General features: G+C 56.4%; 14 protein-coding genes and 3 tRNA genes. 6 read left to right on the forward strand and 11 right to left on the reverse strand.

The annotated features are described in order from the left end of the window. Nucleotides 1–122 precede the first annotated feature (122 nt). The 3 genes from deoB to deoC all read right to left on the reverse strand — a co-directional run bounded on the left by deoB (nt 123) and on the right by deoC (nt 3,601). Entirely contained in the window at nt 123–1,346 is a 1,224-nt protein-coding gene (gene deoB, locus C3451_RS06600) for a phosphopentomutase (protein WP_124304261.1), read from the reverse strand. Between the two features lie 53 nt (nt 1,347–1,399). Next, on the reverse strand, nt 1,400–2,722 hold the full coding sequence (gene deoA / locus C3451_RS06605; RefSeq protein WP_023299277.1) for a thymidine phosphorylase: 1,323 nt from the start codon (nt 2,720–2,722) through the stop codon (nt 1,400–1,402). Nucleotides 2,723–2,821: 99 nt separating this feature from the next. Continuing rightward, a complete protein-coding gene (gene deoC, locus C3451_RS06610; RefSeq protein WP_022646987.1) occupies nt 2,822–3,601 on the reverse strand; it encodes a deoxyribose-phosphate aldolase in 780 nt (259 codons plus the stop codon). 263 nt (nt 3,602–3,864) lie between these two features. Here deoC and C3451_RS06615 point away from each other — a divergent pair, with 263 nt between their 5' ends. Together C3451_RS06615 and C3451_RS06620 are read left to right on the forward strand one after the other, a co-directional pair. Further along, entirely contained in the window at nt 3,865–5,400 is a 1,536-nt protein-coding gene (locus tag C3451_RS06615; RefSeq protein ID WP_032625398.1) for a YjjI family glycine radical enzyme, read from the forward strand. Next, nucleotides 5,375–6,235 (forward strand): YjjW family glycine radical enzyme activase, encoded by an 861-nt coding sequence (locus tag C3451_RS06620; protein ID WP_032625395.1) that lies wholly within the window; start codon nt 5,375–5,377, stop codon nt 6,233–6,235. Before C3451_RS06615 ends, C3451_RS06620 begins: the two co-directional genes overlap by 26 nt. Here the strand turns inward: C3451_RS06620 and C3451_RS06625 are convergent. From C3451_RS06625 to C3451_RS06660, 8 genes are all read right to left on the reverse strand, one after another. Next, nucleotides 6,230–7,012 (reverse strand): TatD family hydrolase, encoded by a 783-nt coding sequence (locus C3451_RS06625; RefSeq protein ID WP_022646984.1) that lies wholly within the window; start codon nt 7,010–7,012, stop codon nt 6,230–6,232. The two genes, C3451_RS06620 and C3451_RS06625, sit on opposite strands and share 6 nt — an antisense overlap. Then, complete coding sequence (locus C3451_RS06630) at nt 7,009–8,061, reverse strand: patatin family protein (protein WP_023299272.1); 1,053 nt, start codon at nt 8,059–8,061, stop codon at nt 7,009–7,011. Before C3451_RS06630 ends, C3451_RS06625 begins: the two co-directional genes overlap by 4 nt. A gap of 122 nt (nt 8,062–8,183) precedes the next feature. Then, entirely contained in the window at nt 8,184–8,345 is a 162-nt protein-coding gene (locus tag C3451_RS06635; protein ID WP_003856556.1) for a DUF1328 domain-containing protein, read from the reverse strand. Nucleotides 8,346–8,470: 125 nt separating this feature from the next. Continuing rightward, nucleotides 8,471–9,088, reverse strand: coding sequence for a molecular chaperone OsmY (gene osmY, locus C3451_RS06640; protein WP_022646982.1), 618 nt, complete (start codon nt 9,086–9,088; stop codon nt 8,471–8,473). Nucleotides 9,089–9,392: 304 nt separating this feature from the next. Continuing rightward, nucleotides 9,393–10,982: a peptide chain release factor 3 gene (gene prfC / locus C3451_RS06645; protein WP_022646981.1), complete on the reverse strand. Its 1,590-nt coding sequence runs from the start codon at nt 10,980–10,982 to the stop codon at nt 9,393–9,395. Between the two features lie 92 nt (nt 10,983–11,074). Next, entirely contained in the window at nt 11,075–11,752 is a 678-nt protein-coding gene (gene yjjG / locus C3451_RS06650; RefSeq protein ID WP_022646980.1) for a pyrimidine 5'-nucleotidase, read from the reverse strand. A gap of 19 nt (nt 11,753–11,771) precedes the next feature. Then, complete coding sequence (gene rimI, locus C3451_RS06655) at nt 11,772–12,215, reverse strand: ribosomal protein S18-alanine N-acetyltransferase (RefSeq protein ID WP_022646979.1); 444 nt, start codon at nt 12,213–12,215, stop codon at nt 11,772–11,774. Beyond that, nucleotides 12,184–12,597 carry a DNA polymerase III subunit psi gene (locus C3451_RS06660; RefSeq protein ID WP_022646978.1) on the reverse strand — a complete coding sequence of 138 codons (414 nt, stop codon included), beginning with the start codon at nt 12,595–12,597 and terminating at the stop codon, nt 12,184–12,186. Before C3451_RS06660 ends, rimI begins: the two co-directional genes overlap by 32 nt. Nucleotides 12,598–12,699: 102 nt before the next feature. Here C3451_RS06660 and rsmC point away from each other — a divergent pair, with 102 nt between their 5' ends. The 4 genes from rsmC to C3451_RS06680 all read left to right on the forward strand — a co-directional run bounded on the left by rsmC (nt 12,700) and on the right by C3451_RS06680 (nt 14,192). Next, nucleotides 12,700–13,728, forward strand: a complete 1,029-nt coding sequence (rsmC, locus tag C3451_RS06665) for a 16S rRNA (guanine(1207)-N(2))-methyltransferase RsmC (RefSeq protein ID WP_032625390.1) — start codon at nt 12,700–12,702, stop codon at nt 13,726–13,728. A gap of 144 nt (nt 13,729–13,872) precedes the next feature. Then, a tRNA-Leu gene (locus tag C3451_RS06670) sits at nt 13,873–13,959 on the forward strand. A 28-nt stretch (nt 13,960–13,987) separates the two neighbouring features. Beyond that, nucleotides 13,988–14,073: transfer RNA gene (locus C3451_RS06675), tRNA-Leu, on the forward strand. Between the two features lie 32 nt (nt 14,074–14,105). Beyond that, nucleotides 14,106–14,192: transfer RNA gene (locus C3451_RS06680), tRNA-Leu, on the forward strand. Nucleotides 14,193–14,226: the final 34 nt, after the last annotated feature.

The raw sequence follows: 14,226 nt of genomic DNA on the forward strand, positions 1-14,226 counted from the left end.
CAGTTCCTTTTACATTGTTGTTTTTGCCGGGTGGCGGCTGCGCCTTACCCGGCCTACATTCTGTTCTCCCTCTCCCTGTGGGAGAGGGTCGGGGTGAGGGCATCAGGCCTCACCCAATCCGTTTAGAACATAGCCTTGCCATATTCCATGTCAGACGTACCAAAGTATTTCGCAATCGTCTGGCCGATGTCCGCGAAGGTTTCACGATGACCCAGCGAGCCCGGTTTGACTTTCGGGCCGTACACCAGCACCGGAATGTGCTCACGGGTGTGGTCGGTACCGGTCCAGGTCGGGTCACAGCCATGGTCAGCGGTCAGGATCAGAATGTCATCTTCCCCCACCAGCTCCATCAGCTCTGGCAGACGGCGGTCAAACAGCTCCAGACCCGCGGCATAACCGGCAACGTCGCGACGGTGGCCCCAGGAGGAGTCGAAGTCCACGAAGTTGGTGAAGACAATGGTCTTGTCGCCCGCTTCTTTCATCTCTTTGATGGTGGCGTCGAACAGCGCATCCAGACCGGTCGCTTTGACCTTTTTGGTGATGCCGCAGTTAGCGTAGATGTCCGCGATTTTACCTACGGAAACGACCTGGCCGTCTTTCTCGTCGACGAGTTTTTGCAGCACGGTCGGCGCTGGTGGCTCCACGGCCAGATCGTGACGGTTGCCGGTACGCTGGAAGTTACCCGCTTTGTCGCCGATAAACGGACGCGCGATAACACGGCCAATGTTGTAGCCGCCTTCGGTCAGCTCTTCACGGGCGATCTCGCACAGCTCGTACAGTTTATCCAGGCCAAACGTCTCTTCGTGGCAGGCGATCTGGAACACAGAGTCAGCAGAGGTATAGAAAATCGGTTTGCCGGTTTTCATGTGCTCTTCGCCGAGCTGATCCAGAATCACGGTACCGGAAGAGTGGCAGTTGCCGAGGTAGCCCGGCAGGTTGGCGCGCTTCACCAGCTTATCGAGCAGATCCTGCGGGAAGCTGTTCTCGTGATCGGAGAAGTAACCCCAGTCAAACAGCACCGGCACGCCAGCGATTTCCCAGTGACCGGACGGCGTATCTTTACCGGAAGAGAGCTCGTGCGCCCACGCGTAGGCGCCCACCACTTCCGCGTTTCCGTCCATACCGGCTGCGATTTTACCGGTAGAACCTTCATGCGCTTTTACCAGCCCGAGGCGGGTCAGGTTTGGCAGGTTCAGAGGGCCTTTACGACCGTTGTCCGCTTCACCTTTTGCACAGGCTTCCGCGATGTGACCCAGGGTATCGGAACCCACGTCACCAAAACGTTCTGCATCTTCGGTTGCGCCGATGCCGAATGAGTCCAGCACCATAATAAATGCACGTTTCATAATTGTTCTCCGTACTTAGTGCTTCATAAAAATGCGATCAGATCAGTATACCGCTATTCAGTGATACGACGATAGACCGTCGGTGTGGTTTCCGGTGCTTTATCGTCAAGAGTTATTGCCGCCTTCACCGCTTTCGCCGCGTCCTGCCAGCTGGCTTCGTCTTTCGCGTGGATCACCGCCAGCGGACGTTGGCCGTCAACGCTGTCGCCCAGACGGGCCATATCGGTAAAGCCGACGCTGTAATCAATGGTGTCCGATGCCTGACGACGACCGCCGCCCATAGACACGACCGCCATGCCGAGCGCGCGGGTATCCATAGCCGAGACGAAGCCTTCGCTGTCCGCATAGACCGCTTTGCTGAGCATCGCGGTGGGCAGGTATTTCGCGTAGTTTTCCACGAAGTCGGTCGGGCCTTTCTGCGCCGCCACCATCCGACCAAAGATCTCCGCCGCTTTGCCGTTGTCCAGCACCGCCTGAAGCTTCGCGCGCGCGTCAGCGTCGTCTTTGGCCAGCTTGCCGGAGATGAGCATCTCAACGCACAGCGCCATGGTGACATCGAACAGGCGCGGGTTACGGTATTCGCCTGTGAGGAACTGCACGGCCTCGCGGACTTCAACGGCGTTACCGGCGCTGGACGCCAGCACCTGGTTCATGTCCGTCAGCAGTGCGGTGGTGCGCACGCCCGCGCCGTTGGAAACGCCAACGATCGCTTCAGCCAGCGCCTCAGAGAGTTCATAGGTCGGCATAAACGCGCCGCTGCCCACTTTCACATCCATCACCAGCGCGTCCAGCCCTTCCGCCAGCTTTTTGGCGAGGATAGAGGCGGTGATCAGCGGGATGGAGTCTACGGTCGCGGTAATGTCACGCGTCGCGTAGAAACGCTTGTCTGCTGGCGCAAGAGAGCTGGTCTGGCCGATAATCGCCACGCCAACGTCTTTAATAATGTCGCGGAAGCGGTTGTCATCCGGGAAGATATCGAAGCCCGGAATGGCTTCCAGTTTGTCGAGCGTACCGCCGGTATGACCCAGGCCGCGCCCGGAAATCATCGGGATGTAACCGCCGCAGGCTGCCACCATCGGGCCAAGCATCAGGGAGGTCACGTCGCCCACGCCGCCGGTGGAGTGTTTGTCCACAATCGGGCCGTTGAGGTTGAGGCTTTTCCAGTCCAGAACGGTTCCTGAATCTCGCATCGCCATGGTCAGGGACACGCGCTCAGGCATCGACATATCGTGGAAGAAAATGGTCATCGCCAGAGCCGCAATCTGCCCTTCAGAGATGGTGTTATCACGAATGCCGTTGATAAAGAAGCGGATCTCTTCGTCGCTTAATGCATGACCATCACGTTTTTTACGAATAATTTCTTGTGCGAGAAACACGGTAACCTCCATGCGGAATCGGGTGAATGGCGGCGGGTATGTTGACCCGCCCTACGATCCTGTAGGCCGGGTTAGCGTAGGCCACCCGGCAATTCAAACTTAGTAGCTGCTTGCGCTCTTACCGTCACCGTGACCCAGCGCTTTCAGCAGGCTGGCCAGCAGGCTGGACGCGCCGAAGCGGTAGTGGCGGGAGTCCGCCCAGTCGGCGCCGAACAGCTCGTCGGCAATCGCCAGGAACTGCTGCGCGTCTTCTGCGGTACGCACGCCGCCTGCCGGTTTGAAGCCAACGGTTTTGGACACGCCCATATCACGGATAACTTCCATCATGATGCGCGCGCTTTCCGGAGTCGCGTTGACCGGCACTTTACCGGTAGAGGTTTTAATGAAATCTGCGCCCGCTTTGATAGCGATTTCAGACGCTTTACGAATCAGCGCCTCTTCTTTCAGCTCGCCGGTTTCGATGATCACTTTAAGCAGCACGTTTGCCGCCGCACATGCGTCTTTACAGGCTTTCACCAGGTCAAAACCGACCTGCTCGTTGCCGGCGATCAGCGCGCGGTACGGGAATACCACGTCAACTTCGTCTGCGCCGTACGCAATCGCCGCGCGGGTTTCCGCCAGCGCGATCTCGATGTCGTCATTACCGTGCGGGAAGTTAGTCACGGTCGCAATGCGCACGTCCGGCGTGCCCTGTTCTTTCAGCGTTTTGCGGGCAATCGGGATAAAACGCGGGTAGATACAGACGGCGGCGGTATTACCCACTGGCGTTTTTGCCTGATGGCACAGGGCGATGACTTTTTCATTGGTGTCGTCATCATTCAGGGTGGTCAGGTCCATCAGTTTCAACGCGCGCAGGCTGCTTGCAGTTAAATCGGTCATAACATTCTCCAACGGCAGTGCCGTATAAATTTTACCTTGCGGGTCTGTGAGTATTCTAACATTCACCCGCATCCACACTTCGACATTCATCACAGTTAATGAAAACTGTGTGCAAATTTGCATTACTGTAATGAGATCTTCTTCAAACTTTCATGCGTCAACCGCCGACAAAAGCAGCGATACCCCCTGTCGGATCAAAAGCCCCGGCAGGCTGGCTTCTTACAATTCGTTCACCATCCGCAGAACCCTCAAGGAAGTTGAACATGCCCGACGCCCTGCAACAACGATGCCAGCACATTGTGACCAGCCCGGTGTTAACCCCGGAACAAAAACGTCATTTTCTGGCGCTGGAAGCGGAGAACAATCTGCTCTATCCCGCTCTGCCAGAGGCGGCCCGCGCCGCGCTGGACGAGGGATACATCTGCGACATGTTCGAAGGTCATGCGCCTTACAAACCGCGCTACGTGCTGCCGGACTACGCTAAATTTCTGGCTAACGGCTCAGAATGGCTGGAGCTGGAAGGGGCGAAAGATCTGGATGATGCCCTGTCACTGCTCACTATCCTTTATCACCATGTTCCGTCCGTCACATCGATGCCAGTCTATCTGGGTCAGCTCGATGAGATACTCAACCCATATGTTAAAATTCTAACACAGGATGAAATCGATAGCCGAATAAAACGTTTCTGGCGTTACCTGGACAGAACCCTGCCCGATGCCTTTATGCATGCCAATATCGGCCCGGCGGATACGCCCGTCACGCGTGCCATTTTGCGAGCGGACGCAGAGCTGAAGCAGGTCGCGCCGAACCTGACCTTTATTTACGACCCGGACGTCACCCCTGACGATCTGCTGATGAGCGTGGCGAAAAACATTTGTGAGTGTAGTAAGCCGCATATTTCCAATGGCCCGGTAAATGATAAAATTTTCACAAAAGGTCGCTATGGCGTGGTGAGCTGTTACAACTCCCTGCCGCTGGCGGGCGGCGGCAGCACGCTGGTGCGCCTTAACCTGAAAGCGATTGCGGAGCACAGCCGCTCACCGGAAGACTTTTTCACCCGTACCCTTCCCCACTACTGCCAGCAACAAATCGCGATCATTAATGCGCGCTGCGATTTTTTATATGAACAATCCGGCTTCTTTGAGAATAGCTTCCTGGTGAAAGAGGGGCTGATTGATGCCGATCGTTTTGTACCGATGTTTGGCATGTACGGTCTGGCCGAAGCGGTAAACGTGCTGTGCGAGAAAGCAGGCATTACGGGACGGTACGGTAAAAACGAGCAGGCCAATGCGCTGGGTTACCGCATCAGTGAACAGCTGGCGGCGTTCGTTGAAAACACGCCGGTGAAACACGGCTGGCAGCACCGCGCGATGCTGCACGCGCAGTCAGGGATCAGTTCTGATTCAGGCACCACGCCGGGGGCGCGTCTGCCGTACGGTGACGAGCCAGATCCCATCAGCCACCTGCTGGCCGTAGCCCCGCACCATAAACATTATCATTCGGGGATCAGCGATATTCTCACCCTGGATGAGACGGTTAAACGCAATCCTCAGGCGGTGGTGCAGCTGTGCTTGGGGGCGTTCAACGCCGGTATGCGTGAGTTCACCGCGAATGTGGCCGGAAACGACCTGGTGCGCGTTACCGGGTATATGGTGCGGCTCTCCGATCTGGAGAAATATCGGGAGGCCGGCTCGCGCACCAACACCACCTGGCTCGGCGAGGAGGCCGCGCGCAATACCCGTATTCTGGAACGTCAGCCACGCGTGATAAGCCATGAACAGCAGATGCGCTTTAGTTAGTCAGGTTATTCCCTTCTCCTGCGTGGACGGGCCGGGCAGCCGCCTGGCGCTGTTCCTCCAGGGCTGTAACCTGCGCTGCAAAACCTGCCACAACCCGTGGACCATCGGGCGCTGCAACGACTGCGGCGACTGTGTTCCCCACTGTCCTCATGATGCGCTGACGATTCAGGCCGGGCGCGTCTGGTGGCAGGAGAGTCACTGTCAGCAGTGCGATACCTGCCTGCACCTGTGTCAGCAGCAGGCGACGCCGATGGCGCAGCGATACAGCGTCGAGGAGATCCTCTCACGGATCCGCACGTCCGCGCCGTTTATTGAGGGCGTGACCGTCAGCGGGGGTGAGGCCACCACGCAGCTGCCGTTTGTGGTTGCGCTGTTCACCGCGATCAAAGCCGATCCGTCCCTGCGCCATCTGACGTGCCTGGTGGACAGCAACGGCCTGTTAAGCGAAACCGGCTGGCAAAAGCTGTTACCGGTGTTTGACGGCGCGATGGTGGATCTGAAAGCCTGGGGCAATGAACATCACCGTTTTCTGACCGGGCGCGAAAACACGCTGATCAAGCAGAGCATCCGCTGGCTGGCCGATCGTCATCGCCTGACGGAGCTGCGCCTGCTGGTGATCCCCGATCGGTGTGATTATCTGCAACATCTGTCATCGCTGACCGCTTTTATCCACGCGTTGGGGAACGTTCCGGTGCGGATCAACGCGTTTCATGCCCATGGGGTTTACGGGGAGGCGGCGCGATGGCGGAGCGCCGCGCCGGAGGACATCGAGCCGCTGGCGCAGGCCCTGGAAAGGCAGCAGATCACGGTGATCCGCCCGACCCTTTATCTATAGCGTGATGCCGAAGACCGCGCGGGTATTTTCCAGCAGCGCGCTGGCAATCACATCTTCAGGCTCCTGACGCAGCTCGCACAACACATCAAAAACGCGCGCCGCCTGCTCCGGGCGGTTGGGCTGGCCCTGAAAACCATTCAGCGGCATGTCAGGGGCATCCGTTTCCAGCAGGAGCGAAGACAGGGGGAGCTGCGCCATCACATCCCGGGTTTTGCTGGCACGCGGATAGGTGATAGTGCCGCCGACACCAATTTTATAGCCCAGCTCGATAAAACGCTGCGCCTGCTGAAGGCTTCCAGCGAAACCATGGACCACGCCCCTGCGCGGCACGTCGATGCGCTTCAGGTGCATCGCCAGTTTGTCATGGGTACGCCTGGAGTGGAGGATCACCGGCAGATCGTGGCGCTTTGCCAGCCGGAGCTGCGCATCCAGGATCGTCTGCTGGCGCTCAAACTGCGGATCTTCACGATAGAGATCGAGGCCGATCTCACCGATGGCAACCAGCTTCGTATCCGCGTTTTGCAGCGTGGCATCCAGCCTGTCGAGATGGTCATCAAGATGGTGCTCAATCACGATCGGATGCAGACCCAGCGCGGCATACAGCGCATCGTGACCCTGGGCAAGCGCCAGGACTTTCTCGAATCTCGCCGCTTCAATAGCGGGCACAATAATGGCTCTCACACCGGCCTCAGCCGCACGCGCAATACTTGATGTTTCCTCCCCGCTAAACGGCGGGAAATCAAAGTGGCAATGGGTATCGATAAAAGAGTGCGTCACGCCAGGTCCTCGTTATCGAGTATGCCGTCGTTGGCCTGCGGCGCGTCCACCAGCGGCATCGCCACCGCGTCATTGGCCACACTAGCGGGTGGCAATATGATGCTTTTATGCCGATGAAGAGGCGGTTGCTCGGCCAGCATTTTCCCGACGGTCGCCAGGAAGTATCGCCCGCATAGCCGCCCCGTTTTGTAATCCATACGCAACGCAGGCAGCCGACTGCCCAGCGCCATGCTCAGCAGCGGCTTCGGCGGGTAAATTTCAAAGATGCGCAGCTTGCCCGGTGGTTTTTCAATAAAACGCTGCATCGCGCCGTAGGTGGTTTCATGCTGCTTCGCGATATTCACCAGCGGTTGCAGGCTGCTGTCGCCCAGCCAGCGTTCCATCCGCTTAAACCACTGTGGGGTGTAATACATCTGAGAAGGCACCGTGCGGATCACCACAATGGTTTTCGCCCCGCGACGTGCGGCCTCCTGTACCGGCACCGCGTCGCTGATACCGCCGTCAAGATAGTTTATCCCCTCCAGCAGCGCGCCGGTACGGTAGAAACCCGGGATCGCGCTGGAAGCGCGAATGATATCCAGCCAGTTCTCTTTCTGCGGCGAAAAGTAACCCGGTGAATAGTCATCGCCACGGCTGGCGCACATCCAGAACGCTTTGCCGGTATCGAACAGTCGTGACGCGGTATCCATGGCCAGCGGCATCTGGCTGGAGGTGGCATCCAGTAACCAGTCGAGATCGATCAGGTTCCCGCCGCGTACGAAGCGTACCGGATTGAAGAATTCTTTGGAGGTGGTGTAGCGCATAATCACTTTGCGCGCATAGCCGGGCTGGTTGCAGACATAGGCGGAGAGGTTCTGCGCCCCGGCAGAGGTACCGAAATAGAGATCGAACGGGTTGAATTGCGCGCGCATAAATTCGTCGAGTACGCCGGCGGTGAAAATACCGCGCTGCCCACCCCCTTCACAGACCAGCGCAAGCTGGCCTGCATGAAACGGTTTTAACGTCAGCGGCGCAATATTGCCGAGCGTCACGGGAATTCGTTGCCCCACCTCTGCCTTCCTGTTTTCATTATTTTGATGAGACACAGTAACGCACATTCCCGATGGTTCTCAAACGAGAAAAAGCCAGTCACGAGGACTGGCTTGAGTTTGTTTAATAACTATTGCGTTTGCTACGGGCGACGTCGACCCGTAAACAGGCTGACCAGGAACAGAATAATACCGACGACGAAAACAATTTTCGCTGCCCATGCCGCGGTACCCGCCAGTCCACCAAAGCCCAATGCGGCGGCAATTAACGCGATAACCAGAAATATAATGCCCCAACGAAACATAAGCCTCTCCTTTACCATAGTTAATGTCGGCCGCTAAACGTGAGCGCTCAGGTCACTCACCGGCTTTTCCAGAGTCGTTTTTATTTCGCCCGCGGTTTTCAGCCAGACGGGCGAGTGGTACTGCTTTACTTCGTTTTCAGATCGTTTTTGACGCTTTTCACACCATCAATAGCTTTCGCAATTGACTCGGCACGATCGCTTTGTGCCTGGTTCTCAACCGTACCGGACAGCTGGACCACGCCATCGGTGGTTTCAACTTTCACCATACGGGATGGCACGATGTCGTCAGCTAACAGTTTAGCTTTGATTTCGCTGGTAGTTGCTGCATCTCCGGCATAGCCCTTCACCGACGATTCTTTGCTGTCACGTACGTGCAGTTTGTCGCTTACAGAGCTTACGCCCTCAACGCCTTTCGCTACTTTAACGGCCTCTTCAGCCTGGGTCTGGCTTTCAACGAAACCGCTCAGAGTGACAACCTTGTTGTCGGTTTTAACAGAAATATCGGTGCTCTTAATGGATTCATGATCCACCAGTGCGGCTTTCACTTTTGCTGTGATAGAGCTGTCATCCATGAAATTACCGACTTTATTCATAGAGCTATCGATTTTTTCCCCTGCGGTATTAGCGGTATTTTGCGCTTTATCCATGGTGCTGGATTCCGCCAGAGCAGAACCGCTTACCAGGACACTACCCAACGTTACAGCCAGCAGAGTTTTAGAAATCTTCAGTCTTGTCATATTCATCGATTTATTCCTGTGTTTTGCCCGTTATTTGGGCGACATACTTCCCTAAATCTTGGTTTTATATATTGCGAATTAACACACGGGCGAAATGGAGAACCAATGGACATGCATTGAACAGTTAATTCATCCACGCCCGGTGCTAAACACTGAGTTAAATATAGATCACAATCAGAGGGGTGCATTCAGAATTGGGGAAAAAACGAACGAATAGCGAAAAATTACGTTGAATTAAGAACATTCCGCAAGGGTTTAATAACACTGGAATTAAAGAAGAGCACGGCGGCTGCCGTGCTCTGAGAAGGAATTAATGCTCGCGCGTTTTGCGGAACTGAACGTCGGGATAACGTTCCTGCGTCAGGTTCAGGTTAACCATAGTCGGGGCGATATAGGTCAGATTATCGCCACCGTCCAGCGCCAGCTGAACTTCGTTCTTACGCTTAAACTCTTCGAATTTCTTCACGTCTGAACATTCAACCCAGCGCGCGGTCGCCACGTTCACCGATTCGTAAATCGCTTCCACGTTGTACTCGCTCTTAAGACGGGCAACTACCACGTCAAACTGGAGCACACCCACCGCGCCCACGATCAGATCGTTGTTGGCGATAGGGCGGAACACCTGTACAGCCCCCTCTTCGGAAAGCTGGACCAGGCCTTTCAGCAGCTGCTTCTGCTTAAGCGGATCGCGCAGGCGAATGCGGCGGAACAGTTCCGGCGCGAAGTTCGGGATACCGGTGAACTTCATCATTTCGCCCTGCGTGAAGGTATCGCCGATCTGAATGGTACCGTGGTTGTGTAAACCAATGATGTCACCCGGATAGGCTTCTTCCACGTGCGAACGGTCGCCCGCCATGAAGGTCAGCGCGTCGGAGATCACTACGTCTTTACCAATACGCACCTGACGCAGCTTCATGCCCTTTTCGTACTTACCGGAAACCACGCGCATAAAGGCGACGCGGTCGCGGTGTTTCGGGTCCATGTTGGCCTGAATTTTAAAGACGAAGCCGGAGAACTTCTCTTCCTTCGCTTCTACTTCGCGGGTGTCGGTTTTACGCGGCATCGGCTGCGGGGCCCACTCAACCAGACCGTCGAGCATATGGTCAACGCCGAAGTTGCCGAGTGCGGTACCGAAGAAGACCGGGGTAATGTCACCGCTCAGGAACAGCTCTCTGTCGAACTCGTGAGAGGCGCCTTTGACCAGCTCAAGCTCATCGCGCAGTTGCGCGGCCAGCTCTTCACCGACAGCGGCGTCCAGCTCCGGGTTGTCCAGCCCTTTCACGATGCGGACTTCCTGAATAGTGTGGCCCTTACCGGTCTGATACAGGTAGGTTTCGTCTTTATAGAGGTGGTAAACCCCTTTGAACAGCTTGCCGCAGCCAATCGGCCAGGTGATTGGCGCGCAGGCGATTTTCAGCTCGTTTTCCACTTCATCCATCAGCTCCATCGGATCACGGATGTCACGGTCGAGTTTGTTCATAAAGGTGAGGATCGGCGTATCGCGCAGACGAGTGACTTCCATCAGCTTGCGGGTACGATCTTCAACACCTTTCGCGGCGTCGATCACCATCAGGCAGCAGTCCACCGCCGTCAGGGTACGGTAGGTATCTTCGGAGAAGTCTTCGTGCCCCGGGGTGTCCAGCAGGTTCACCAGGCAGTCATGATACGGGAACTGCATCACGGAGGTGGTAATCGAAATACCACGCTGCTTTTCCATCTCCATCCAGTCGGATTTAGCATGCTGGCTGGAGCCACGGCCTTTAACGGTACCCGCGGTCTGGATCGCCTGTCCGAACAGCAGCACCTTCTCGGTGATGGTCGTTTTACCGGCATCCGGGTGCGAGATAATGGCAAAAGTGCGGCGTTTGGCCACCTCTTGCAGATAAGGAGACAACGTCATAATCAATTCTTCTTAGGTAAGCGCGGCAGCAGGCCGCGCATCATGGAATACGAAAAATGCGGCTATTTTACCCATCAACAGGGGGCAGGCAATCATTGTTTACACAGGAGCTGCTCCAGTTCGTTCAATGACGTTACGGTCCAGGTCGGCTCGATGCCTTCCGGCAGCGTGCGGCCATGCGCATTCAGCCAGACGGTCGACAGGCCCGATCTCATACCTCCCAGAATATCAGATTCTGCCGTATCCCCCACCATCAGCACGCGATCGCGGTCAGGATTGCCCGCTTGCGCCAGCGCATAATCGAAAATACGCGGATCCGGCTTCGGCACGCCTACCTCTTCGGAGATCACCAGCGCGTCGAAATGATCGCGCAAGCCAGTGCGTTCAAGGCGGATCTGCTGAAGCGCGGTAAAGCCGTTGGTGATGATCCCAAGCTTCACCTTCCCTTTCAGCGAATCCAGCAGAGAAACGGCGCCGGGCAACGGCGCGCAGATATCCGCCATCGCATTCAGGAAGGCCTCGTTCAGCACCCCAGGACTGATGTTTAACCGTTCAGCCCAGACGTCAAAACGCTGATGCTGAAGCTGTAACGCGGTGATGGCTCCGTTCTGGTAATCCACCCACAGCGGCTTGTTCACCGCCTGATAGTCCTGAAAATCTTCCGCGGTGAACGTCACGCTATAGTCGAGAAACATCCGCTGTAGGCCGCCGAACGAGTCAAACGTAAACAGCGTTTCGTCGGCATCAAAGAAAATCCAGTCCCATTTCATCGTTACAACCTTATTTTCGTTATCCAATCGGCAGAGCCATGATAATGGCGTCTTCACGTCCCTCTGCGGTGGGGTAGTAGTTACGGCGGATAGTCGCCTCGTTGAAGCCTAAGCTTTCATAGAGCGCGATGGCGGCGACATTGGACGCGCGCACCTCCAGCCACAGGGTGAAAACGTCACGGGTTTCCAGCTCACGAATGAGGTGCTCAAGCAGATCCCTGCCCAGCCCGCGGCGCTGGTAAGCGGGATCGACCGCGATATTAAACAGCGTCGCCTCGTCCAGAACGACCTGCGTGATGGCGAACGCGGCCATCGCACCGTCAACGTCCAGGCGGAGATTTAAATAGCGTTCGCCCTGATTGCTGGCAAACGTCTTTTCGCTCCACGGAAAGGCATGGGCGCGTGTTTCAATCGCGAACGCGGTGGCCAGGTCAGCCGTCGTGAGGGAAGAAATCGTGTTCATATTCGCAAATTTGTTGCCATAGCGCGCTACGCGCTTTTGGGTTGGCTTTCAGTTCGTCCAGTGCTGGCGAGCTGATCTGGCTTCCTTCAAGAGGTAGCTCATCCACCGCCCCGATTCGCCAGCTGTTACAGCGGCTGTCAGGGGGAAGCATCGCGACGCTTTCGGGCGCCAGCTGTAATACCTGATCGTTTGTCACCTTCAGGGTGCGAAGGACATCCTCAATCAGGGGTTCGTTCAGGGCAGGCGGCGCTTCTGCCACCATCACCAGGCGGACATGCGCAGGGATGGAGATGGCTATTTCGCCCCGCAACGCCGTCGGGCGACGCAAAGCCCACTGGGTGATGCCCAGCTGCTGCAACTGCCAGTCTCGTCGGGATGTCATAGCGAAAACTCCTGTCTCTCAGGCGCGCAAATATAGCAAATGTGTCGAAACTGCGCCATCTACCTACTATAATCCCCGCCTGAGTTTATTGAGGAACAATTCATGTCTGCATTTACCCCGGCAAGTGAAGTCTTGCTGCGTCACAGTGATGATTTCGAAGAAAGCCGTATTCTGTTTGCCGGAGATATGCAGGATGACCTGCCCGCACGTTTCGACTGTGCTGAAAGCCGTGCCCACACCCAATACTACCACCACTGGCAGGTGCTGAGCCGCCAGATGGGCGAGCGCGCACGCTTTAGCCTGGTGGCGGAGCAGAGCGATATTGCTGACTGCGATACGCTCATTTACTACTGGCCGAAGAACAAACCGGAAGCCCAGTTCCAGCTGATGAACCTGCTTTCTCTGCTGCCGGTCGGCTGCGATATTTTTGTCGTCGGTGAGAACCGCAGCGGGGTGCGAAGCGCAGAGCAGATGCTCGAAGGCTACGCGCCGTTGACGAAAATCGACAGCGCCCGACGCTGCGGCCTGTATCATGGCCGTCTGGAAAAACAGACCACTTTTGATGCCAACACCTTCTGGGACGAGTACCAGCTTGACGGACTGACCATTAAAACCCTGCCGGGTGTGTTTAGCCGTGACGCGCTCGATACGGGCAGCAAGCTGCTGCTTTCCACCCTGACGCCGCACACCAAGGGCAAGGTGCTGGACGTCGGCTGTGGCGCGGGCGTGCTGTCAACGGTTCTCGCCAGCCACTCACCAAAAGTGCGTTTAACCCTGTGTGACGTGAGCGCCCCGGCGGTAGAAGCCAGCCGCGCCACGCTTGCTGCGAATGGCATTGAAGGCGAAGTGATTGCCAGCAACGTTTTCTCCGACGTGACCGGTCGCTTTGACATGATCATCTCTAACCCGCCGTTCCACGACGGGATGGAGACCAGCCTTGAAGCGGCGCAAACGCTGATCCGTGGCGCAACCCGTCACCTTAACAGCGGCGGTGAGCTACGTATTGTGGCGAATGCCTTCCTGGCGTATCCGAAAGTGCTGGATGAAACCTTCGGCTTCCACGAAGTGATCGCCCAGACAGGCCGCTTTAAGGTGTATCGCACCGTGATGACGCGCCAGGCGAAAAAGTAATTCCCCTGCCCGGCGATGGCTGACGCTGCCATCGCCCATTTTTGCAGCAATCAAAACAACGTGCGCAATTTTCTGTTGACGTAAAGCTGAAAACATCTAGAATGCGCCTCCGTGGTTACGATACTTTTACAGTGTCGATGGTATGCGAAGGTGGCGGAATTGGTAGACGCGCTAGCTTCAGGTGTTAGTGTCCTTACGGACGTGGGGGTTCAAGTCCCCCCCCTCGCACCATAAATCACGTTGATATTGCTCGCACTGGGCGAAGGTGGCGGAATTGGTAGACGCGCTAGCTTCAGGTGTTAGTGTCCTTAGGATGTGGGGGTTCGAGTCCCCCCCCTCGCACCAACGAGGCGATATCAAACCAGTAAGATGACTGTGCGAAGGTGGCGGAATTGGTAGACGCGCTAGCTTCAGGTGTTAGTGTCCTTACGGACGTGGGGGTTCAAGTCCCCCCCCTCGCACCAATTATCTTACATCCCTTCAGCAGTACCTCTTGTT

Origin of the sequence: Enterobacter sp. 301B (assembly GCF_003850715.1) — a bacterium.
Lineage (GTDB): Bacteria > Pseudomonadota > Gammaproteobacteria > Enterobacterales > Enterobacteriaceae > Enterobacter > Enterobacter intestinihominis.